The following is a 19,865-nucleotide window of genomic DNA, read 5'->3' as shown; positions in this document are numbered from 1 at the left end:
CTCAAAGAATTTCGCGACACTCTGTCAAGATCTTGGAGTTACCCAGTCGATGGGTGGTGTCGGGTCAAGCCTCTTAACCGGCTAATCGTAGGGAATCTGCTGGTAGGAGATTCGATACGCAGTGTGTTGATGCTTGCTTCGCTGCGACATGACGGATACATCTGTTGCTATGCAACCCGCGGATTCTGACCTGAGGCTCGAAGACTCGGTCGGCTGGCGACTGGCCGGTCCTGCCGCGGGTCGGTACGGACTGGTCAACGAGTACCTGGGGTATCTCGCGGATCGGAACTACTCGCCGAAAACGGTGCGCGCGTACGGGTTCGACTTGTTGGCGTTCTGCCGCTGGTTGGAAAGCGAGGACGCCGCGCTCGGTGAGGTGGACACGGATACGTTGCTGCGTTTCCTGGCGGCATGCCGGGAGGCGCGGCTGCCCGGGCGGCCGGGTCCCAACGTTGTCACCATGGCGGGTCGGCCAGCGGATGCGTATGCGGCCACAACGATCAACCGCCGGTTGGCGGCGATCTCGGGCATGTTCGCGTTTCGCGCGATGCGGGACCCAGACCAGCCGAATCCGGTCCCCAAAGGCCGGGAGGCGCGGCGGGTGGTAGCCGGAGAGAAGACCGGACTGCTGGGTCATACGGTGCGCAAACCGCGGCCCCGGTCCACGCTGCGGCTTCGGGAACCCAAACGGCTGCCGCGGCCGTTGACCAGCGCGCAGGCAGGCGAACTACTGGAAAGTCTTCGTAGGTGGCGGGATCGGGCAATCGCCGGGTTGATGCTGTACTGCGGGCTGCGCTCATGCGAGGTGCTTGCCCTGGATGTGACCGACGCCGACATCGGCGGGCGTTGGCTGCGGGTGTGGGGCAAGGGCAGTAAGGAACGCCGGGTGCCGCTGGATGTTGACGTGGCCTGCGCGATCCAGGTGTATCTGCTGACCGAACGCCCCGAATCCGACAGCCGCCGAATGTTGCTCGTCGCGAAAGGCCCGAGCCGCGGGCAGCCGCTGACCGCGGCCGGGCTGCGCACGATCTTCCGCTACCACCGACAGGTCACCGGGATCGTCGGCGGGCATCCGCACGCGTTGCGGCATTCGTTCGGCACCGCCTTGGCCGAGCCCGGCGTCGACCTCACGGTGATGCGGGATCTGTTGGGACACACACACCGACACCACGGCCCGCTACATCCATTTGGCACCGACCCGGGTGAAGGAGGAATTCGATGCTGCCCGCGCGCGTATCCGCGACCGCGACCGACCCGCAGGAAGTGTATGACGCCTACCAGGCGCATCTAGCCCGCACCGGTCGCGGCAACACCGCATACGACAGCGCCGCGCGCTCGTTTCTGCGGCGCTGGCCCGAACCGCGGAAGTGGGCCGATGAGCCGCTGGCGGTGCGGTGCTCGGCCAACGGTTCCACTCGTCCGATGATTACCTTCTTGATGCTGTATGGGTTCGTCCGGCCGGGCTACGACTATCTGCTCGAACGCAAGATCTCGAGCCTGTGGCGCGAGATCGACGTTTCCCCGATCGGCGCCGATCTGACTCGATTTTCCGCTACCGCAACCCAATTGGGGTTCACCGAACGAGTCCGCTCGGCGACCGGCTCGCAGGCGCCGGCGCGGCTGCTGATCCAGACCGGCAAACGTCTCGACCAGCTCACGGCCGAGGATCTGGACGAGTTCGCCGCGGCATGCCGGGACCGCCAGGCCCGTACCGGCGCCGGCTGGGGACACTACAAGGCTGCGCTCAGCAACACCCACCTGGTGCTGTTCCACCTAGCCATCCTGCCCACACCGCCACGCACCGGCGGACCGGTGCCCTTCGCCGACCGGTTCGCCGGGATCACCGAACCGATCGCGACGGCGATGATCGCCTACCTCAACGCCAAGAAAGCGACCTGCACCCGCAAGACCGTCTGCAGCCTGTCCACCCGGCTGATGCACTTCGGCCGGTTCCTCACCGCCACCGACCCCGGCCTGACTCGGCTCTCACAGCTGGACCGGCGTCGCCACATCGAACCGTATCTGAGCGCGCTCGTCGACACCGTGAACACCAAGACCGACGGTGTGATCAGCGCCGCCGAACGTTCCCGCCGGGTGCTGGCGTCGGGAAATTTCCTGTCCGACATCACCGAATGGGGCTGGGCCGACACCCCGGCCCGGCGGCTGGTGTTCCGTGGTGACATCCCGCGGCTGCCGCAGCCGTTGCCGCGGTATCTGCCCGTCGACGCCGACCGGCGACTCACCGAGGCCCTGCGAGCAAGCGACTACGAACTCGCAGCATCCGCGCTGCTGCTGCAGCGGTCCTGCGGGCTGCGGATCGGGGAATCGCTCAACCTCGAACTGGACTGCGTGCACGAAATACCCGGACACGGAACCTGGTTGAAGGTGCCGCTGGGCAAACTCGACACCGAACGGATGATCCCGCTCGACGAGGAGACCGTCGAGCTGATCGACCGGATCGCCGAGATCCGGTCCACTGGCAGGCCGCTGCCGCATCCCCGCACCGGCCGACCCGCCCAATTCCTGTTCACCCGACACGGACACCGCCTGTCCCAGAACGCGATCCGAGAAGAACTCGACCGCGCCGCCACCACTGCCGGACTCGACCACATCACCCCACACCAACTGCGACACACCTACGTTATCTGTACTGGTCAACGCCGGAGTATCCCTGCAATCGCTGATGGCGCTCCTAGTCGAACACCACCGCCGATCCAGCACACCTACCAGCCCGCTCGAACGCCTCGACGAAAACGTCGCCACCCTCCGCATCGCCATCGAAGAACTCGCCCACCGAATCCGACGCCACGAAGAACAAATCCGACGCCTTAACCGGTTAACCGCCCATCCATCCACAGATTAGCCGGATAAAGTGCCGATAACGCGCTCGCCGAATCCTTCAACGCCTCGCTCAAACGCGAGATCCTGCAGGACCGCAGCCACTGGCGCGACGCTGCCACCTGCCGCCGTGAAGTGTTCCGCTGGCTGGCCCGCTACAACATCCGACGACGGCACTCCCGATGCCGTAATTCCACTCCGGCCGCCTACGAAAACAACCACACAACCGCTACGCTGCCACAAGCGGCGTAACGACAAATCCCGTGTCCACTACATGGGGGCAAGGCCCCGATTCGACTGGCCCGGAACTTCCAACGGGCCGACCGAAGCGATCAACAGTCGCCTCGAACACCTCCGGGAATCTGCTTGGGATTCCGCAATCTCACCAACTACATCGCCAGATCGCTACTGAAACCGGCGGATTCAAAACCCAACTACACCGTGGATTATGAAGAGCCCCATGAGGGTCGTCGGGACAAGACCCTGAACAACGCCTGATTCGCTACGAAATTCAACCGTGGACAACGAATCTCAAAATGTGAGGTGTTTCGCAGGCAGCTTGCATGGGCTAATTGCCGGCATGTTTGAGTGGCTGTGAACAGCCTCGGCGGAGCAGGGCCTGCAGCGACTGCGGCGTCGCGACGAGCTCGGCGACCGGTTCGACACCCAGGTCGATGGTCGGATAGTCCGCCAGATAATCCGCATAGGAGCGGTTACCTAATCTCATGCCTAAGCTGACCCACGCATCTATCACCGACCACCGTCGTGGATGCTGCTTCGCCCAGTCGCTTCGATCCAGCCGATGCTTCCACTCTGCGATATCGACTGCATCGCATGCGAATTCGCTAAGAAACTCCGCGTATGCCACTGGCTCGCCGCGTATCACGGTAATTCCTCGTCCCAGCTCAGCGGGTCCTGCTAATTCTGGCAGCAAGCCCAAAATGGCGTGCGCGGCGGCTCGGCCGGTGGTGACCTCTTCCGTCAAGGTCAACGAAGGGTAGGTCCGCAACCCAAGGCACGCATCAACGACTGAGACCAGAATGTCGGTGGACTCGCGCAATTGGTAGGTCGTGCCCAGCACCCGGGGCAGGCGCACGATAGTGAAGTCGAGTCCAAGCGGCGATCCGACCACGATCAGCTCTGCGAGCGATTTGGATGCCGCATACGGATAAGGCGCATCGCGAGGGTCAGTGACCCGCGCCATCGTGATGTCCGCGTTGACAACGAATGTGGACAAATGGACCATCCTCGCGCCATGGCTAGCGCATGCCTTAGCGATCACGGAAACGAGATCCAGGTTGGCCAAACGAAGCTCGCGGTAGGGCACCACAACGTGGGTATTGCCAATGCAATTCACGACGGTGCCAGCGCCTCGTATCAGGCTGTCGAGTTGTGCTGAGCCGACCTCACCAGCGAGATGTTCGATGCGGATGCCGTCAACGCCGCGCAAAGCCGCCCATGGATCTCGTTCGGGAAGCTCTGATCTCGTGGCAAGCACCACCTCGGGACGCAGCACTCCCGACCGCCGCAGGTCAAGGATCGCCTGGGCGAATCCCGTCCCGAGAATTCCGGAGGCGCCCAGCACGACGATTGGCCGGTCTCCGTCGCGCTTGGACTGAACTACGCTCGATGCGTCAGCGGGGCGTTGCTCCCATAAGACGGCAACATCGCTTTCTATTTCGGCAGTAGTCTCAACGTCCATCCATCCGTGAACTGTCGGCACGGCATCGGCCAGGTTCGCGGCAGTATCAGCACTGATCAAATCGAGCAGCGTGAGGTGCCGATCGAGATACTTGCGAGTGTCCGGGAGGATTCTAATGAGATCTAATGAGCCGATCCCTCGGCCGAGCAGAGATGAGTCCGGCCGGATCTCGCTGCCCAGCTGGCGACTCCAGATTTCCGCAAGGCCGGCCGCCTTTTCAGCGGCTTCGGCATCGCTTCGCGCAGCATCGACACTGTGAGGCATTGCCTGCAAGTTGTCACTGTCGACCTTCCCGTTGGGCTTCCTCGGAATATGCGGAACGCCAACGACGAAGAACGAGGACACTCGCAACCTCAGCAAAATGCGCCTGATGCGTGCCGCGGCCGCGGTGTCCTCGGCGCCTTCGCGGGTCCGCTGGGTCTCGAACCACACCCCTAGACCATTCCCTAAACCAATCTTGTGGAGCTCGACCGCGATATCGGATATAGCGGGGTCCGCGGAGATGCGGCTGGTTACCTCAGCGATGTCGATACGCCTGCCCGAGATTTTGACGATGGCGTCTTTGCGTCCGGAGAGGACCGGAAATCCCTCGGCATCAACAGTGACCCGGTCAGCAGTTGCGAACGCGCGCCGTTGCGAGCCGTCAGGGGTCGTCACGGTGCCGAAGCTAGGCGCGTCGACGCCGAGGTATCCAGCGGCCACCAAATCCCCTACGATGACAACTTCGCCGAAGGCGACGAACACCGTATTCGGTACTAACGGACGGCCCAACCTGAGTCGAGCGGCGCCTGCGGCGGTGGCCCCGTCGCCGACGATCGGCAAGTAGCTGACGATAACTGTCGCCTCTGTCGGGCCGTAGCTCGATATTAATGAAATGCTGGGTACCGCAACAGAATCGATCCATTTGTCCACGGCTCTGGGTCGAATAGTCTCACCGCCGATGACAATCTGCCGCAGCTGCGAGCAGCGGATTGCGTCGAGGGCGTCGCCATCCTCGCACAAGAGATGCCACACAGCGGTCGGCAGATCGAGAATAGTCGGCTTGTGCGCGACGAGATCTCGGGCGAGCGCATCCAGGTCACCCATCCGCATGGCGTGAGATCGGACCAGCTCCGACCCGCAGGCCGCGCCACCAAAGATTTCCTCGACGCTGATATCCGATGTCAACGGAGCGCATTGAAGGATGGTGTCGTGCGTTCCCCATCCATAGGCGTGTCTGACCGCAGCGCAGAACAGTGCGAGCGAACCGTGTGAGATTCGGACGAGCTTGGGTCGCCCGGTCGATCCAGAGGTCGGCATGATGTACGCCGTTTTGGCGCCGAGCAGGTCGTCTTGTCTGACCTGCTCGACCCGCTCGTGAACCACTTGCCGTAACGTGGCATCCACGACCACCGGGAGCCGGGTGGCGGACACGTTGACCACACGGACCGACACATCTCCGCCGTGACCCGCAATCGAGTCCGCTCGCCGCGCAACGTCTTCGGTGCTGTCGCACACGCTGTAGCCGCAGCCGGCGACATGGCACGCGAACAACAGATCGATAGTCTTGTCCGTGCCGTCGTCGGCGAACACCAAGACGTCGCCCGGTACGGCGCCGCTGGCAGCCAACCAGGCGACCCACTGGTAGGCGTAACAACGCCGGTCCAGAATCTGGCTAACGCCCCCTGGTGCGTCCAAAAACCATGCCGACGCTCTCGGCTGGTTCGATTGGGTTGGCGCATCGCCTAGGCAGCATGCCCCCTCCGGGCTGATCCGCAACCACTCGTTGACGCTCATGGCGAGCGGCTGATCCCACAGCGACACCATCGATTCCAATGTCGCAGTGATTCGTTCGGCGACCCCTGGATGCGGGTTGTGCTTGGGAAGATCCGCCCGGTTCCAAATAGCCAGATTCAGTGCGCGCTGGTCTTCGTCCAGAACACAGGCCACCGTCATGCCCTCGACCGGACCGATAGCCGTCGCAACCGGTGTTTCTGCCAAGAAAGGGCGAAGGCCGGGTGCGCATGACTCGCGGATGAAATTCAGGGTCAATGCCTCGATGTGGGAGGTCCGGTTTATCGCCAAAAACATTCGGCGATAATGCTCCTCGCGAAGCCACCGGCGTCTTACGGCCTTGACATAGCTTTTGTCCAGTGCGCGCACGACATCCTGCACCGACGCGAATGGAGCAAATTGGACCGAGTGCGCTACCGAGTTAACCAGGCAGGTCGCGACATCCAATTCGGGATCGCCGAACCGGTTGTCCACTGCGTACACTAACAGGCTCTCAGTGCTCTGCCGGAGGCTGGCGTCCACCGCCACTGCAGCTGCTGCCACCAGCACGTTGAGCGGGACCTGCTTCTCCTCCGACAAATTCATAAGCGAGTCAAATGCCTGGCCGCAGAACGTTACTGACTCGCTCAATACAGCCTTGGTCGCAGTCCCGCGAACGTTGCTGGAGGCGGTACCGTGCGCGCCATTGCGGGCCTCGTCGGTGAGCTCCCGCTGCACCACAGCGGCAAAGCGCTGCAGCGACTTCTCCACCTCAATCGCCTCACGACGGTGTGCCTCGGACAACTTAGCTAAACCGTCGCTAAGACAAGGGATCTCGGCTGACTTGCCGGCCACCAGGTATCGCGCCAAATCGGCTTCAATAATACCCGTCGCGCCGCCATCGACCAAAATGTGGTGGGTGAAAACGTCGAGGCCGGACACCTGGCCGCGCTCGTCGGTACGCACGGTATAGCGCACGAGCGGCTTAGCGAAGATGCTGCCAGACCACATACGCGTTAATTCTTTGTCACTGTCCGTCGACTGGTGCGGATCGTCTGGCCGCACGCGCACGACGTCGCCGAACTTCAGCTGCAGCAAAAGATTTGGGTAGTCGGTGCCCCTCGCGGGTGCCCCGAGAACGCACAATTGAATGGGATTCTTGAGTATCGTCGCCTCCAGAGCAACGAGAAATCTCGACAATTCCAGCGGGTGAAACCGATAGCTCTTGCCGATCAGATACAACGTGGGATCGCTATCCTGCAACACCCCGTTGTAGATGTTCTGTTGAGACCTGCTCAAGGGAACGCGATCTACCCGACTCTCTTCAGGCGCGTCCACTCGAGTTCTCCAGCTCCCGAGCCCAGCCCGCAATCGACAGGTTTTCCGCCAATCGGGACGGCAGATCAGATCCTCGGTCAACGCCAAGTTGCTTCATCAGAAGGACGAACCTAACCGAGTCCAGCCCCAGGTCCCTGAGATCGGTGGCATCGCCGTCGATGAGGTCCGTTTCGTCGACGTACAACACTGCGCAGACGGCGGCAAGAATTCTGTCCCGCATCGTCTCAGCCACGAACGACCATCCCGGCTTTGTCGCCGGTGATTGCCGCTGCCAGCGATGCCCGCATGACTTTGCCGGACTGCGTGCGCGGAATATCCGCGACGATCACGATTGTTGACGGGCGCGCCATAGCCTCTGACTCTTGCCGGTAACGAGCCGCAATCGATTGCTTGAGCCTGCGAACTTGCGACTCGTCCAGATCGGCCGACGGGATCACGGCCAGGCCAACAAGCGCCCCGAACTCGGCGTCGGGGATCTCATAACATGCGGCCTCGCGCACGCCCAGCACGCTCGCTGCGATGCGGTCGACCTCATCGGGTGCGATGTTCACGCCGCCGGAGATGATCATCTCCGAAGACCGTCCCTTGATGTAGAAAAAACCGTCATCGTGTCGCTCCAAGAGGTCACCGGTGTTCACCCAGCCGTCAATCAGGACCTGCTGGGTTCGGTCCGGATTGTTCCAGTAGCCCAGCATGTTCGCCGGCGATTTAATCCACAGCGTGCCGAACGGGGCAGAAGGAGCAGCGCCCGGCACGGTGGGACCATCGTTGTCCTTTTCTGCCAGATAAACCTCCACGCCAGGGTACGGACGTCCCACGGCACCCGCCTCGATCTTGGAGATTGAGCCTTCATCAGTTGGCAGACATAAAGCGGTGCAACCTGTTTCGCTCAGACCGTAGACCTGTGCGGTGTGAACACCAGTGGCTTCGATGAATCGAACATCGGCGGCGATTGCTCGGGAGCCGCCGTACCCGAGTTGTCGCAGTGATGGAACCGTCGAGTTTGCGGACTTCAGTTCGGAAACCAGCTTCGAAAGAAGGGTCGGAACTAGGCACGTCGTCGCGACTGCGTTCGTGTTGAGAATTTCCAGCAGAGAAGAGGCGTTCTCACCTCCGGTGATGCACAAGCCTCCGCGCATCAAACACGTGAGTATCCACCAGAGTCCGCCGATATGTGTGGCCGGCAGCGGGGAGTATGTGGTTTCACCATCGACCCAGGTGACCCAGTTCAGGCCCGCTGCTCGCAGAATATCCGGGATGGCAAAGAAGGTGCGATTGGCCAGCAGCACGGCCTTTGGCTCGCCGGTCGTACCGCTGGTGAAGATCATCGCCAGCGGATCATCAGCGCCGTGGTCGGAGGTCCAGGCGAGACTATCGGCGTCCGCATCTTCGCTGTATACCAAATCCTTGGCGCCGCTGGGCATATCAACCGTCATCGTGGGTATCGAGCGGACAGCCTCGGGCAGAGAGCAAGACCCGATTCTGCTCTTTGGCGCGATGAGAATCGCAGCAGGGTCCGTGATTTGACAGAATCGATCGATGGTTGCGGGCGGAAGATTGCCGTCCACCATGACGGCGATCGCCCCTAACTTCGCACAGGCTAGCACCGACACGTATGTCTCAGGACCGTTATCCGAAATGACAAGTACCCGGGCTCCGCGCGACACCGAACGAGCATGCAGGGCTGTGGCAAGCCGATCCACTTCGGCGACGAGTTCGGCGTATCGGAGTGCGCTGGTGCCGTCGCAGCGGCGCAGAGCGATTGCCTCAGGGCGCTGCCGCGCCTGCTCCACGACCCGTTGCAGCACGGTAGGCGGTAAGTAGGGCATAGCGGTAAACTGCTCTCCTGCCAGCTAATTAAGGGATGTTGAAGACCGCTAGTTCGAACTCACCGGATGCGGCCCCACCAGTCTCGTCCCAGAACTCGATGGCGCAAGGGACCAAAAGATAGCGCAACGATCGCTCGATGATCTGGAAATCCTGCGATTGCAGGCGTGCGGAAAATTTCTGGGGGTTGATCGGCTTTCTGAATCGCGATGAGGTGCTCTTGATCAACATGCTGGAGAGCTGGTGATGACAATAATCTGAAATCGACCATCCGTGGAAGGCGGGAATATCATCATTGATGACGGCCGGCGCGAAAGCGCTGTAAGCCAGTTGATTAAAACACAGAATCAGTTCCACCGCATTGAAGTGCCCGGTGCTCCGAATGTACGCGGATTCGTTAATCTTAAAATTGCCGTACGCAACTACCGAATTTGCGTTGGACTTCGATTCTGCGTCGATGAGATAGCGGCATCCCTTGTAGGAATAGGGCTCAAGTACTTTGCTCAGCACATCCTCCGCGATCGGAACCGTCGGTGCCGACTCCACCTCGGTTTGCAGGGGACGGGTCAAGTCGGTGGAGCTCATGCCGCGTATCCCGGTGTCTTGAGGCCATCCAGCATGGTCAGCCGGTAGGTCGTCAGCGTGCCGGCGGCGGTGCCGTGCTTTGCTCGGTGCATGAGCACTCGGTTGTCCCACAAAATGATGTCGCCGACCTCGTAGTGTTGAGTATGTATTAACGGTGATTTGTACTCAGGATCGAGCTGTCCCGTTGCCGCCATAAGTTCTTGCAGTACGGTGGGGTCAAGCAGGTTCCCGTCTTTGTCCTCGATCGAAGTCGTGCCGGTCGCGCAAATATAAAGAATCTCTTCCTCGGTCTTCGGGTGCTTGATCACCGTAGGCCACTTTATTGGAGGGGTGGTCCGGTTGATCTCGTCCCAGACTTCTCCGATCGGCTTATAAACGTCCTGCGGACGAATCTTGATGTGGCGTCGCGGATCGTGGGTACTGAACGTTCCGCGGACCGGGTCTTTTTTAGCCGGGGGAAGCGACTCCCAGACCTTATTGAGATCGATAAAATAGGTCCCGCGATCGTGTCCAGGCACCGTCAGCGGCAGCACCATGGAGAACGCGAAAGGTTCCGGCATGAACATATAATCGATATGCCAGAACGCACCGGTTTTCGGAACACCTTGGCCTTCCTCGGTAGAAGAAACAAAGATTTCCGGATACTCCTTGTGATGATAAATGGGTTCGTAATACGGAACGATCTCTCCGATTATTCTGCCGAGCTGGATAAATTGTTCCGGAGATGGATCGACGTCTTTGAGAATAACGAGCTTGTTCGTGTATACTATTTCGCGGATTTCGTCGGTAGATATATTGCCCAGCTCATCGGGGTCAACGCCTGTGACTTGCGCACCGAGTCCTTCGCCTTTCACATTGAGCGCCATTGATTCTTCTCCTCATTCACTGCTGTTGGTGTTTCGGTCAAGTGCGGCCATATGAGCTATCAGGCGCGGCCACGAGAAATTGTCTATTCGTTTATTCGTGTTTCTTCTGGGTAGGTTGTGTTCCAGGTAAGTGGGAGAAGGGGGACGGCGTTACTGGTGCTGTCGAACGATAGTTGGATTGTTCCGGCGGGCGTGGGGGTGCTGGCCGGTGCGGTGCCGGCAAAGCCGAGGGTGCCGGCGCCCTGGCTACCTGCTGCGTGGGGAGCCGGTTCGCGCTGGGCGGCGGCATCGATAGTGGGGGATGTGGTGGCGTTGACTTCCAGGAACTCGTCACGGTAACCGCGGATCCCGACTTTGTCCCTGCTGCGCTTTCTGCGGTAGCCGCGGACGGTGCCGGTTCGTACGGCGGTGGCGGCCGCGGTTACGTCAATGGCGGTGTCCGCCGACTTGGTCCTGGCCGTGGGGTCCGAGCTGACGCCGGGAGGGGCTAGGCCGGGCGCAACGTAGCTGATGCCAGGTGGGGTAGGTGGGCTACTAGTCGGGGCCGCGGTGGATGCGCTGGGTGCTGTGTTGTTGATGGGTGAGCTCGCGCTGGACGCGGCCGCCGTCGCCGGTGTTGCCCCAACAGTAGGGTTGACGTCAGCTTGCGGGCGCTGGCTGGATTCGGCGGGAATGGGATGGGGCCCGGCTGCGGGGTCTCGGTGCAGCAAATAGGTGAGCGCGCTGAGGGCGCTCAAGGCGCTCAGGGCTGGGGTGAAAAATGGAAGTAGGAGCAGACCATACGAGGCGTAGTAGGGGTACCAAAAAAAGTCATACAATTGTAAAGCAATAACGGCAAGAACAATGGCAACAGCGGGGCTGAATCCGAATCGTTGGAAGAATTCTAGAAAATACTTGTAGGGGTTGGCTATAAAGTCGAATATATCCTTCACCAATTGAATAATCCAACTCGGTAGAGTCTGCTGGACACTTTGGGCCGCGCCGCCCGGTGCGAGGATGGGTGGCGCCGGCGGGATGGATGGTATTGCCGAGGCCGCGCCCTCCGTGGTGGCCTGATACGTGGCCATGGTGTCGGCGGCTTGAATCCACATACGGACGTAATCTGCTTCGTTGAGGGCGATGGGCATGGTGTTGATGCCGAAGAAGTTGGTCGCGACCAGGATTCCATGAATTGCGTGGTTGGCGGCCAGTTCTGCCGGGGTGGGCATGGTGGCTACAGCACCGCTATAGGCGGCGGCCGCCATGACATGCTGTGCGGCGGTGAGTTCGCTATCGATCGAGGATTGCTCGAGCCAGGCAAGGTACGGAATATGCGCAGCCACATATTGGGTAGCGCCGGGCCCCTGCCAGCTGTCGGCCTCGACCTCGGCCAGCAACTGGGCCAAATCGGCAGCCGCCATTCGGTACTGATTGCTGAGCTCTTGCCACTGCGCGGCCGCGGCAAGCAGCGATCCCGGACCCTGCCCTGCACTGAGAAGAGCCGAGTGCACCTCGGGGGGCATGGCCATCCATATCGGGGTTGTCAGGACTCACCCCTCCTTGCGCAACGCGTTGAGTGCGCTACCGTTTTGGACACACGCCGCCTCGCCTTACCTCTCGAATTAGTCGGCCAGCGGGTGCAGAAAGTTCCGAGGTGTCTGAGCTGTGACCGTATCTCGGCACTCCGCTGACACCAAGGTCGCGGCTAATAGGTTCTGGGACAGTTACTGGGTTGCGTCAAGCGGCGCCCTCCGCATGAGGTTAGCGCCGAGATGCGTGGTCTGTTGACCTACCGCAGTTCGCGGATTGCCGGAGAGTTTCACGAAAATCTGCGCTATATATAGTGCATCCATGCCAGTCATTGATGCCCGTCATCTCGACGGCATATCCGAGACCGCGCTGCTCACGTTGTATCAGCGAGCAACCGAGGCCGCCCGGCCTGACGGCATCATCGACGACCCGATGGCTATCGCCTTGCGCGACAGTATCGGTTATGACTATCAGCACTTCGGGCGTACCCACCAAGCTACTGCACTGCGAGCTTTGGTGTTCGACAACGCCTCCCGCAAATACTTGCACACCCATCCTCGTGCCACCGTGGTCGCGCTGGCGGAAGGGCTGCAAACCAGCTTCTGGCGCCTCGACAATGGCGAGTTGACTTGGCTTTCAGTGGATCTGGAACCGATCGTACGGCTGCGCCAGCAGCTGTTACCGGTTAAGAACCGACTGCAATACTGCACCCAATCCGCGTTCGACTACTCCTGGATGGACCAGGTCGATGACTCCAACGGAGTGCTTATCACCGCCGAGGGCATCTTCCAGTACATGCAGCGCCCTGCCGTATTCGGCCTGATCGCCGCGTGCGCCAGACGCTTTCCCGGTGGCCAGTTGGTTTTCGACAGTATCCCATGGTTGTTGAGCGTCTATTCGCGGCGACGCGGCTTCAAGCTGAGTGCGGACTATACGGCGCCTCCAATGCCGTTCTGGTTCACCGCCAACCAGTATGACGAACTACGCGCCATCCCCGGCGTCCGGGCGGTGCGCGAGCTGCCGGCTCCACCGGGACGTGGCAGGTTCCTCCGGTGGGCCATTCCGATTCTCTACAGGCTGCCTCGGGTGGACCGGCTCCGGGCCCCCGTGACGCTGGTCGAATTCGGATGATGAGCAGTTATTCAACCGGCGCTGGGCTCAACAAATCCCTCGCGCGGCAACCGTGGGTCGCTAGCCTCCCGGAGTTGAATACATACGGACCACGCCTTGAAGGTATGGCGTCGCGTGTGGAATTGCCGGGTTTCGACCAGGACTTGGAAGTGGCGACCTCCAGGGAACAGCCCGCCGGTGTTGAGCGACTATAAGAATATGGATTGTGAGGTTGCCCGCGAGGCGCTGTCGGCGCGGCTCGACGGCGAACGAGAGCCGGTACCCTCGGCGCGGGTTGATGAGCACCTATCCGAATGCGCCGCTTGTCGCGTGTGGTTTGAGCAGTCTGCCAGGCAAGCTCGCGATTTACGTCGTCTGGCTGAGCCGCGGCCGGCGACCGGACCCGCTGGCGTTATCGCCGTTGGATCGGTCGGCCGTCGGCGACAAGTCTCGCGGATGAGCTGGCAGTGTTGGGCGCTGCTGTGTGTGGGCATCGCGCAGGTCGCCATGGGAATCATGCAGGGGCTGGGCCTCGATGTCGGCCTGACTCCCCATCGCGGCATGAGCTCCGGTAACCATTTGCTGAACGAATCCACGTCGTGGACGATTGCGCTGGGGGTGATCATGGTAGCCGCGGCGATCTGGCCGAATGCCGTCGCCGGACTGGCGGGTGTCCTCACGGTTTTCGTCGCTGTGCTGACCGTCTATGTGGTCGTGGATGCGTCGTCCGGCGCCACGACGATTGCGCGAACTTTGACTCACCTGCCGGTACTGATCGGCACGGTTCTTGCCATTACGGTGTGGCGACGCAGCAGCACTCCTCGGTCGACACCGGATGCTGTCGCTGTCCAACCCGATATTCTGTTGCCCCAGAATGCATCCCGGGGGCGTCGGCGCGGTCATTTATGGCTAGCCGACGGATCGGCGGCCTCGCTGAGCGTTACAGCATCACGCCGAACATGATTGCCATGCCTGCTGCCATTGCTGCCAGGCTGGCCTCCTCAAGAAACCGCTGCCGCGGTGGCGGCGGCTCCGCTTTCCGTAGCGCAAACAATCGGTAAACCCACCAGATTGTGGCTGCCACGAAACCAATTGTGCAGAGCCAGCTGACTGCATCGATCCACACCGAAGCGCCGATGCTCGATGGCGAGATGTCGGCGCCGGACATCTGCATGCCAGGCATGTCCATGCCGGGCATGGGGGAGCGTAGCGACGCCGGATTTTGTCCGCCATGGGCGGTGCGGGGCGCACCGGACAGCAGATCGCCGTTCATGACAACGAACGTCCACGTCATCGCCAGCATCGTTAGCGCGTGGTAGCCATTGACCACTCGCTGGCCAACACCGGCAAGGCCGACACCCACAAACCAGAGCGCGGCAAGTAAGAAGAACACCATTAGACCGGTGGTGGGAAACTTGGTGGTCCAGGGCCAGGCCAGCACGCTCATCGCGACCGCCATGATGAAGTGCAGCAATTGGCCGACAACTTGTGTCCACGCAGGATGCCTGGTGACGATGGCGAACACGGACTCGGCGGCGCTCAGGGAGAACAGCGTCGTGGCGATCCAACGTAAGAAGATGTCCTGGATCATTGTGGACACCCTATCCAGGCCCACAACTGAGTACGCGTAGTTGGTGGACAGACCCGCTTTCTTTTTGGTGCGGCCGCGTCGGCTCCTCAGCCGCTGCGTCGTGGGTTGCGTGCCTTGCGCTCGCAGATGGCTCAATTGGCGCCGAAATTACGCAACTGCAGGCTATTTGTGACGACGAAGAACGAGGAAAACGCCATGGCAGCGCCGGCAACCAATGGGTTGAGCAGTCCGGCGGCGGCAATGGGGATGGCGGCAATGTTGTACCCGAATGCCCAAACCATGTTGAGCTTGATCGTGCGCATGGTAGCGGTGGCGAGGCCAACTGCGAGGGGCGCGACGTCGAGGTTGTCGCGGACCAGAATGATATCGGCAGCGCCGATCGCCACGTCCGTGCCGCGCCCCATGGCCATACCCAGGTCGGCGCACGCCAGCGCCGGTCCGTCGTTGATACCGTCGCCGACCATCGCGACCACGTGGCCGCGCTGACGCAGCTGCTCGATGATGTCGACCTTGCCTTCCGGCAAGACGTCGGCGATCACCTCGTCGATACCGACGCGAGCCGCCACAGCGGCCGCCGATGCTGGATTGTCGCCGGTCAACAAAATGGTCCGAAGGCCGCGCTGGTGTAATGCCGCGACTGCCTCAGCTGCGGAGTCCTTCACAGCGTCGGCCACCGCAATGACCCCGCGCGGTACACCGTCGACCTCGACGAACACCGCCGTCTCGCCGCGTAGTTCGGCGTCGCGGCGGGCCGCGACCATCGACGACGAGCCGCATCTGGGGGCGATCCATGACGGTTTGCCCACCCGTACCACGTGCCCGGCCACAGTGCCGCTCACGCCGCGACCGGGTACTGCGCTGAAGTCGGCAACCGGCTGTCGCTCTGGCGCCGATGCGGCAATCGCTATCCCCAGGGCATGCTCGGAGCCCGCTTCCACCGTCGCAGCCAGCTCAAGGAGCTCGTCGGCATCCCAGCCCGGCGCGGCCGTTACCGCGTTGACCGTCAACTGGCCTGTCGTTAGGGTGCCGGTCTTGTCGAAGACAATGGTGTCGACCGACCGGGTGGCTTCTAAGGACTTGTAGCCTTTGAGGAAGATTCCGAGCTGCGCTCCGCGACCGGAGGCCACCATCATCGCGGTCGGTGTCGCCAGGCCTAGCGCACATGGGCACGCGATGACCAGTACCGCGAGGGCGGCCGAGAAGGCCCGGTCGGGCTGCCCGCCGGCCAACAGCCATCCGGTGACGGTCAATGCTGCGACAACGAACACACCGGGTACGAACACGGAGGCGATCCGGTCAGCTAGGCGCTGAGCTTGGGCCTTTTGTGCCTGCGCCTGCTTGACCAGGTGGACCATGCCGGCGAACCGGGTGTCGGCGCCTACTGCAGCAGCCTCGACGATCAGCCTGCCAGCGAGCACGACCACGCCACCGATGACTCGGTTTCCGGGACACACCCTGATGGGCTTGGATTCGCCGGTCATCGCGCTCATGTCGACGGGTGCCGAACCCTCGACTACCAGGCCGTCGGCGGCGACCGTCTGCCCGGGACGCACCACAAAGCGCTGTTGTTCCCGGAGTTCGTCGGCTGGGATGACAATTTCCGACCCATCCGGCTGTAGCACCGCCACGTCCTTGGCGTTCAGTGCCGCCAGCGCTCGCAGCGCGGCACCCGCCTTCGACTTGGCGCGGGCCTCGAAATACCGCCCCGCTAGGACAAACACCGTCACACCCGCGGCCACCTCAAAATAGATGGCGTCGCTTCCCGACAGCGCCTGCCAGATGCCCCTGCGCCCAAGGGGCTGGTGATGGCAGCAGACGGTGTAAAGCGACCAGATTGTGGCGGCCGTGATACCGACCGAGATCAGCGTTTCCATTGAGGCGCCGTGGTGGCGCGCATTACGTAGCGCGACGCGGTGAAACGGCCACGCTGCCCATGTCACGACAGGAAGAGCTAGCAGAGTCAACACCCACTGCCAGCCGGAAAAGCGAGTATTGGGCATGACGGCAAACATCACCGACAGGTCGGCGAGGGGCACGAAGAGCACGGCCGCGACGGCTAGCCGGATCAGTAGATGTCGAGCGTGGTCACCATCAGGGTCGCCAGCGCTGTGACCGTCATTCGTCAACAAACAGGCTCGAAAGCCCGCCTGGTGCACCGCCTCGCACAGTGTGGCGGCCTCAATGTCCCCGTTGGTGTCGACGATCGCAACCCGGGTGGCGAAGTTTACCGTCGCCCGGACTCCCGGCAATGTGTTGAGTGCCGATTCAATCCGTCGGGAGCACGCAAAACACGACATCCCGTTGATCTTCAATTGCACCGGCTCCAGTCGTCCTGGATGCTTATCGGTCGCGGCTGCCGTCGCCGACATCGTGGCTTCATCACCTCCTGCTGGCTGTGGTCGACCAACCCTCACCTACACAGACAAAGTCGTTGCAAGCGGGTGCGGAGTTCCTTAACTAGCTTCCTTAACAGCAGGGGTTCCCGGCCATGGCCAGCGGCGAAGACGTCCCGTCGTAAGCTCGTGGCGTGCAGACTGACGCGCCCGCCGAAAGTGAGTCGAAGGCTGCGGCGCCTGCGCCGCCTATCTCCGCAGCGTTGGCCTGGTTGTGGGTCGGATTTGCGGGCATCTCGGCGGCTCTGGCCGGCTATGGACTGGTGTCAGGACAGCGCCGGTATGCCGTAGTGGGCGACTCCCACCCGGGCGCATTCCTGTATGCCGCGGAGCCGATCGGGTACTTCATTGCCACACTGTTGAGCGCGCTGTGTCTGGGTGCGTTGGTGTCCGTGGTGATGACGGCGCGGCCGGCGCACGACGGCCTAATCGATGCCGCTGCATTTCGGATGCACCTTGTGGCAGAGCGTCTTTCCGTGGCCTGGACAGTGCTTGCGGTGGTGATGGTGGTCGTCCAAGCCGCACATGACTCCGGTGTCGCACCGATGAGGCTGCTGGCCAGTGGGGGGCTGCTGGACGCCATAGGCGCCTCCGAAATGGCACCTGCGTGGATCGTTGTGGCGAGCTGCGCGCTGGTCATCGCGGTGACATTGCGTCTCATCACACGTTGGGTCGGTCATGTTGTTTTGTTGATTCCCAACACTATCGCCGTGGTGGCGATCGCGGTAACTGGCAACGCCGGACACGGGCCAGATCATGACTACATGACCAGCGCGGCGATGGTCTTTGCACTGGCGGTCGCCGCACTGACTGGGCTGAAGACCGCGACGGCGGCTACTGGTGCAACGCCGACTCGCGCCGTTCAGTTAGCGCAAGTGGCCTCTGGCGCATTGGCGCTGTGCTACGGAGCCGTATTGCTCTACCTACAGATTCCTGGTGTGGCGATCGATTCAGACTTTGCACGGCTCGGCCTTTTGGCAGGGCTGCTCTTGATGTTGGTGTGGATATCGGACTGTTGGGGCTTGTTCGTTAGACCGGTCCAGTCCAACGTTGCGAGCACCTTGGGCGCGCTTTCCATGACGGCTGCCATGGCCGTGCTGGCGGCCATGGCAGTTCAGCCGGCACCTCGATTCGTTACGCACCGGTTCACCGCCTGGGACGTGTTTCTCGGGTATGAACTGCCGCAGCCGCCGAACGTCGTCACGTTGCTCACCGTGTGGCGGTTCGACAGCCTGTTCGGGACCCTGAGTGTGGTTCTGGCAGTTGGGTACGTGGCGGGCTACATCCGAATGCGACAGAAAGGCGACTGCTGGCCCGTCGGCAGATTGGTTTCTTGGCTGGCTGGTTGTCTCGTGCTGCTGTTCACCAGCAGCTCGGGTATGCGGTCTTACGGGTCGGCGATGTTCAGCGTCCACATGGCTGAGCACATGACGCTGAATATGTTCATCCCGGTTCTGCTGGTATTAGGTGGGCCGGTTACGTTGGCGCTGCGGGTGCTGCCAGCCGCGGGCGATGGCCAGGCGCCCGGCCCGCGCGAGTGGTTGACCTGGCTGTTGCATTCGCGGGTGACAGCTTTCCTGTCGCACCCGATGACGGCCTTTATCCTCTTCGTGGCCTCGCCCTATATCGTGTACTTCACGCCGCTCTTTGACACCTTCGTCCGCTATCACTGGGGCCACGAATTCATGGCCGCACACTTCCTGATCGTCGGGTATCTCTTCTACTGGGCAATTATCGGAATTGACCCGGGGCCGCGCCGGCTCCCCTACCCGGGACGTATCGGTTTGCTGTTCGCGGTGATGCCGTTTCACGCTTTCTTCGGTATCGCATTGATGACAACCAATTCGGTTATAGGTGCCGAGTTTTATCGGTCGGTCAATTTGCCATGGCTGGCTAGCATTGCCGACGATCAACATCTTGGCGGGGGAATCGCTTGGAGTGCAACGGAACTCCCAATCATTATGGTCATTGTGGCGCTGGTGACCCAGTGGGCGCGCCAAGACCGCCGAGTGGCTGTCCGTGAGGACCGGCATGCGGACAGCAACTACGCCGACGATGACCTGGATGCCTACAACGCGATGCTGCTTGAGTTGGCCCGGATGCGTCGATAAACGCTGCTAGCCCACTGCTAGCCCACGATCGAGAAGTCTCCGGCGTTGGCCAGCGCTGCTTGGACCTGCTCACGAGTGACTTCGACGGCGGCGGAAATCCGTACCGTGGACACGCCTTCGGCGTCTAGGTCAATGCTGACGGAATTAACGCGTTCGAGCGTGGTCAGCGCCGCGGTGACGATTTCGACGCACCCCGCACAGCGCAGTCCGACGACGGAGAATGTCTGCTCGACCATCTGGCAC

14 protein-coding genes and 2 pseudogenes are annotated in these 19,865 nt (G+C 61.7%); 7 read left to right on the top strand and 9 right to left on the bottom strand.

What is annotated here, in order from left to right; genetic code table 11:
- Positions 1-169: 169 nt before the first annotated feature.
- From F0Q45_RS09630 to F0Q45_RS09615, 4 genes and pseudogenes are all read left to right on the top strand, one after another.
- Positions 170-1,291, top strand: coding sequence for a tyrosine-type recombinase/integrase (locus F0Q45_RS09630; protein ID WP_262490933.1), 1,122 nt, complete (start codon positions 170-172; stop codon positions 1,289-1,291).
- Positions 1,219-2,832 (top strand): tyrosine-type recombinase/integrase, encoded by a 1,614-nt coding sequence (locus F0Q45_RS09625; protein ID WP_223163890.1) that lies wholly within the window; start codon positions 1,219-1,221, stop codon positions 2,830-2,832. The genes F0Q45_RS09630 and F0Q45_RS09625 overlap by 73 nt, the downstream gene beginning before the upstream one ends.
- A 39-nt stretch (positions 2,833-2,871) precedes the next feature.
- A pseudogene (locus tag F0Q45_RS09620) lies at positions 2,872-3,090 on the top strand (integrase core domain-containing protein); the annotation flags it as partial.
- 40 nt (positions 3,091-3,130) lie between these two features.
- A pseudogene (locus F0Q45_RS09615) lies at positions 3,131-3,290 on the top strand (transposase); the annotation flags it as partial.
- Positions 3,291-3,406: 116 nt separating this feature from the next.
- Here the strand turns inward: F0Q45_RS09615 and F0Q45_RS09610 are convergent.
- From F0Q45_RS09610 to F0Q45_RS09585, 6 genes are all read right to left on the bottom strand, one after another.
- Positions 3,407-7,630, bottom strand: a complete 4,224-nt coding sequence (locus tag F0Q45_RS09610; protein ID WP_262490932.1) for an AMP-binding protein — start codon at positions 7,628-7,630, stop codon at positions 3,407-3,409.
- Positions 7,617-7,850 (bottom strand): acyl carrier protein, encoded by a 234-nt coding sequence (locus F0Q45_RS09605; RefSeq protein WP_149653733.1) that lies wholly within the window; start codon positions 7,848-7,850, stop codon positions 7,617-7,619. The genes F0Q45_RS09610 and F0Q45_RS09605 overlap by 14 nt, the downstream gene beginning before the upstream one ends.
- Before the next feature lie 4 nt (positions 7,851-7,854).
- The gene (gene fadD10, locus F0Q45_RS09600; RefSeq protein ID WP_188112857.1) at positions 7,855-9,459 is read right to left on the bottom strand and encodes a fatty acid--CoA ligase FadD10; all 1,605 of its coding nucleotides are present in this window, start codon (positions 9,457-9,459) and stop codon (positions 7,855-7,857) included.
- A gap of 28 nt (positions 9,460-9,487) precedes the next feature.
- Positions 9,488-10,042 (bottom strand): FcoT family thioesterase, encoded by a 555-nt coding sequence (locus F0Q45_RS09595; protein ID WP_149653726.1) that lies wholly within the window; start codon positions 10,040-10,042, stop codon positions 9,488-9,490.
- Positions 10,039-10,908 carry a (3R)-3-[(carboxymethyl)amino]fatty acid oxygenase/decarboxylase gene (gene scoE / locus F0Q45_RS09590; protein WP_149653725.1) on the bottom strand — a complete coding sequence of 290 codons (870 nt, stop codon included), beginning with the start codon at positions 10,906-10,908 and terminating at the stop codon, positions 10,039-10,041. Before scoE ends, F0Q45_RS09595 begins: the two co-directional genes overlap by 4 nt.
- Before the next feature lie 83 nt (positions 10,909-10,991).
- Positions 10,992-12,416 carry a PPE family protein gene (locus tag F0Q45_RS09585; RefSeq protein WP_149653724.1) on the bottom strand — a complete coding sequence of 475 codons (1,425 nt, stop codon included), beginning with the start codon at positions 12,414-12,416 and terminating at the stop codon, positions 10,992-10,994.
- A 322-nt stretch (positions 12,417-12,738) separates the two neighbouring features.
- Here F0Q45_RS09585 and F0Q45_RS09580 point away from each other — a divergent pair, with 322 nt between their 5' ends.
- Positions 12,739-13,548 (top strand): class I SAM-dependent methyltransferase, encoded by an 810-nt coding sequence (locus tag F0Q45_RS09580; protein ID WP_149653723.1) that lies wholly within the window; start codon positions 12,739-12,741, stop codon positions 13,546-13,548.
- A gap of 198 nt (positions 13,549-13,746) precedes the next feature.
- Entirely contained in the window at positions 13,747-14,490 is a 744-nt protein-coding gene (locus F0Q45_RS09575) for a zf-HC2 domain-containing protein (RefSeq protein ID WP_149653732.1), read from the top strand.
- Here F0Q45_RS09575 and F0Q45_RS09570 read toward each other — a convergent pair.
- Complete coding sequence (locus tag F0Q45_RS09570) at positions 14,468-15,118, bottom strand: DUF5134 domain-containing protein (protein WP_149653722.1); 651 nt, start codon at positions 15,116-15,118, stop codon at positions 14,468-14,470. The genes F0Q45_RS09575 and F0Q45_RS09570 overlap by 23 nt on opposite strands.
- Positions 15,119-15,249: 131 nt before the next feature.
- On the bottom strand, positions 15,250-17,487 hold the full coding sequence (locus F0Q45_RS09565) for a heavy metal translocating P-type ATPase (protein WP_149653721.1): 2,238 nt from the start codon (positions 17,485-17,487) through the stop codon (positions 15,250-15,252).
- 158 nt (positions 17,488-17,645) lie between these two features.
- Here F0Q45_RS09565 and F0Q45_RS09560 point away from each other — a divergent pair, with 158 nt between their 5' ends.
- A complete protein-coding gene (locus F0Q45_RS09560) occupies positions 17,646-19,622 on the top strand; it encodes a cytochrome c oxidase assembly protein (protein WP_149653720.1) in 1,977 nt (658 codons plus the stop codon).
- Positions 19,623-19,639: 17 nt separating this feature from the next.
- Here F0Q45_RS09560 and F0Q45_RS09555 read toward each other — a convergent pair whose 3' ends face one another.
- A complete protein-coding gene (locus F0Q45_RS09555; protein WP_149653719.1) occupies positions 19,640-19,858 on the bottom strand; it encodes a heavy-metal-associated domain-containing protein in 219 nt (72 codons plus the stop codon).
- Positions 19,859-19,865: the final 7 nt, after the last annotated feature.

This window comes from Mycobacterium simiae, assembly GCF_008370645.1.
GTDB classification, from domain to species: domain Bacteria; phylum Actinomycetota; class Actinomycetes; order Mycobacteriales; family Mycobacteriaceae; genus Mycobacterium; species Mycobacterium simiae_A.
The sequence above is the reverse complement of the archived record's forward strand: the minus strand, read 5'-3'. Positions and strand labels throughout refer to the sequence as shown.

Coding starts and splice junctions, on each gene's coding strand:
- F0Q45_RS09630 (WP_262490933.1), top strand. CDS start 170: ATGCAACCCGCGGATTCTGACCTGAGGCTCGAAGACTCGGTCGGCTGG.
- F0Q45_RS09625 (WP_223163890.1), top strand. CDS start 1,219: ATGCTGCCCGCGCGCGTATCCGCGACCGCGACCGACCCGCAGGAAGTG.
- F0Q45_RS09605 (WP_149653733.1), bottom strand. CDS start 7,850: ATGCGGGACAGAATTCTTGCCGCCGTCTGCGCAGTGTTGTACGTCGAC.
- fadD10 (WP_188112857.1), bottom strand. CDS start 9,459: ATGCCCTACTTACCGCCTACCGTGCTGCAACGGGTCGTGGAGCAGGCG.
- F0Q45_RS09595 (WP_149653726.1), bottom strand. CDS start 10,042: ATGAGCTCCACCGACTTGACCCGTCCCCTGCAAACCGAGGTGGAGTCG.
- scoE (WP_149653725.1), bottom strand. CDS start 10,908: ATGGCGCTCAATGTGAAAGGCGAAGGACTCGGTGCGCAAGTCACAGGC.
- F0Q45_RS09585 (WP_149653724.1), bottom strand. CDS start 12,416: ATGGCCATGCCCCCCGAGGTGCACTCGGCTCTTCTCAGTGCAGGGCAG.
- F0Q45_RS09580 (WP_149653723.1), top strand. CDS start 12,739: ATGCCAGTCATTGATGCCCGTCATCTCGACGGCATATCCGAGACCGCG.
- F0Q45_RS09575 (WP_149653732.1), top strand. CDS start 13,747: ATGGATTGTGAGGTTGCCCGCGAGGCGCTGTCGGCGCGGCTCGACGGC.
- F0Q45_RS09570 (WP_149653722.1), bottom strand. CDS start 15,118: ATGATCCAGGACATCTTCTTACGTTGGATCGCCACGACGCTGTTCTCC.
- F0Q45_RS09565 (WP_149653721.1), bottom strand. CDS start 17,487: ATGTCGGCGACGGCAGCCGCGACCGATAAGCATCCAGGACGACTGGAG.
- F0Q45_RS09555 (WP_149653719.1), bottom strand. CDS start 19,858: ATGGTCGAGCAGACATTCTCCGTCGTCGGACTGCGCTGTGCGGGGTGC.